Origin of the sequence: Microbacterium sp. (assembly GCF_049661145.1) — a bacterium.
Lineage (GTDB): Bacteria > Actinomycetota > Actinomycetes > Actinomycetales > Microbacteriaceae > Microbacterium.
Window position 1 is genome coordinate 1 of the sequence record NZ_JBASZT010000385.1, and the last position, 1,924, is coordinate 1,924.

At 71.5% G+C, this 1,924-nt stretch carries 2 protein-coding genes; one reads left to right on the forward strand and one right to left on the reverse strand.

The features are described from left to right. Positions 1 to 9 precede the first annotated feature (9 nt). Positions 10 to 957: an NAD-dependent epimerase/dehydratase family protein gene (locus WBP48_RS15840; RefSeq protein ID WP_424441718.1), complete on the reverse strand. Its 948-nt coding sequence runs from the start codon at positions 955 to 957 to the stop codon at positions 10 to 12. 56 nt (positions 958 to 1,013) lie between these two features. Between WBP48_RS15840 and WBP48_RS15845 the strand changes: the two genes are divergently transcribed. Beyond that, on the forward strand, positions 1,014 to 1,643 hold the full coding sequence (locus WBP48_RS15845) for a TetR/AcrR family transcriptional regulator (RefSeq protein ID WP_424441719.1): 630 nt from the start codon (positions 1,014 to 1,016) through the stop codon (positions 1,641 to 1,643). Positions 1,644 to 1,924: the final 281 nt, after the last annotated feature.

Below are 1,924 nucleotides of genomic sequence, written 5' to 3' on the forward strand. Positions count from 1 at the left end.
GGGGCGGGGTCAGGACGCGCGCTCGGCGGCGATGACGCGCAGGCCCTCGCGATACCCCGTGACCTCGAACTCGGGGAAGCGCCCTGCGAACTTCGCCGACTCGAAGATGCTGTCGTGAGCGTAGCGCGGCAGCAGCTCGCGGATCTCCTTCGCTCGCGGCGCGACCAGCCCCGCCGCCCGCAGCAGCCACGCCGGCGTCACGGTGTAGCGCGCGTCGGTGCCGAAGGCCTCGGCGGCCATCGCGACGAACTCGCGGTAGGTCGGATGCTGGGCGGCGACCGGCAGGTGCCAGGTCTGTCCCCACGCGCCGCGATCATCGGGCGCCGTTCCGAGGAGGGCGAGGGCGCGGCTCGCGTCGGGGGTCCAGATGAGCGTGCGCCGCCGGTCGTCGCGCACCGGGACGCGCGGCTTCTTGCCGGCCTTCAGCCGGTCGGTCACGAACGCGTTGGTGAAGCTCTGCGTGCGGCCCGGTCCGTAGAACTCGGGTGCGCGGGCGATGAGCGCCGGGATCTCGCCCCGCTCGATCTCGGCGAGCACCATCGAGGCCAGCTCCGCGCGGACGCGTCCCTTGGCTCCGACGGGTTCGAAGGGGGTTTCCTCCGTCAGCACCCGCCCGTCCTGCGGATACATGTACGTGTTGTCGAAGTACGCGAAGCGGGCGCCGGCCGCTCGCGCCGCGTCGAGGGCGTTGCGCAGCATCGTGGGAAATCGCTCCTGCCACACGCGGGTGTCGGCGGGGAGCCCCGCGGTGAAGAACACGACGTCGCTGCCGGCGACGGCCGCGGTGGTGGCGTCGGCATCCATCAGGTCGGCGCTGACGAGCGTGTCGGTGTCGCTGACTTTGCGAGGCTTGCGGCTCACAAGTCGCAGCGGACTCTCCTGGATGCGACTCAGTTCGCGCGCCAGCTCGACGGCGATCTGGCCGTTCGCGCCGAGGATCGTGTAGCTCGTGTGCATGGGAACCTCTCATATGTATACACTGTTTACATCAACTGTAGGAGGATCGGTAAGCAGTGTCAACATCACCGCGCGCGTACCACCACGGAGACCTGCGCGCCGCGCTGCTGGCCGCAGCGATCGACAGTCTCGAGACCGGCGGAGACTTCTCGCTGCGCGCCGTCGCCCGCCGCGCCGGCGTCTCCGCCGCCGCCCCCTACCGGCACTTCGCCGACCGCGAGGCCCTGGAGTCCGCCGTCGCGGTCGAGGGGTTGCACGATCTGCGCGCGGCGCTCCGCGAGGCTGTCGACGCAGTGGGGACGGATGCCGGGGTGGATACCGACGATGCCGTCGGCGAACTGCAGGCGCTCGCCGTAGCGTACGTCTCGTTCGCGCTGCGGCGGCCCGCGGTCTTCCGGCTCATGTTCGGGCGCGAGTGCGACACGGAAGACACCCTCCGCGTCGAGGCGGCGCAGCAGGTGCGTGACCTGCTGAACGGGACCGTGACGCGGCTGTTCCCCGAGGCGGATGCCGACGACGCGGCATCCGCGCAGGCGACGCCTCTCGCGACCGCGCTCTGGGGTCTCGCGCATGGACTCGCGTTCCTCCACGTGGACGGCAAGCTCCCCCCGCATCCCGCCGCCGAGGTCGATCGCCGCGTCCGCGACGCCGTCGCGGCCGTGCTGACCGTGCCGCGCCCGGCCTGACCGGCAAACGGACTCGGGAACGCCCCGTCCCCTTCCATTATCCCGCACACCGGGGGGCTTGCGGCAAGGGCCCCCCGATGGGGCAGAATCGCAGGTCGCGCACTCTTTCGGCGCGCAACTCGGCGTGAAATGAGGGGGACCGGATGCCGACACCACAACCACCCACGAGTCCGTTCGACCTGCCGCCGCGACTGCGCCGCAAGGCGGATCCCGCGCTCATCGCGGCCGACGAACGGCACTTCGCGGCGATCGCCGAAGCGCTCGCCGCCGAGGTCCAGCGC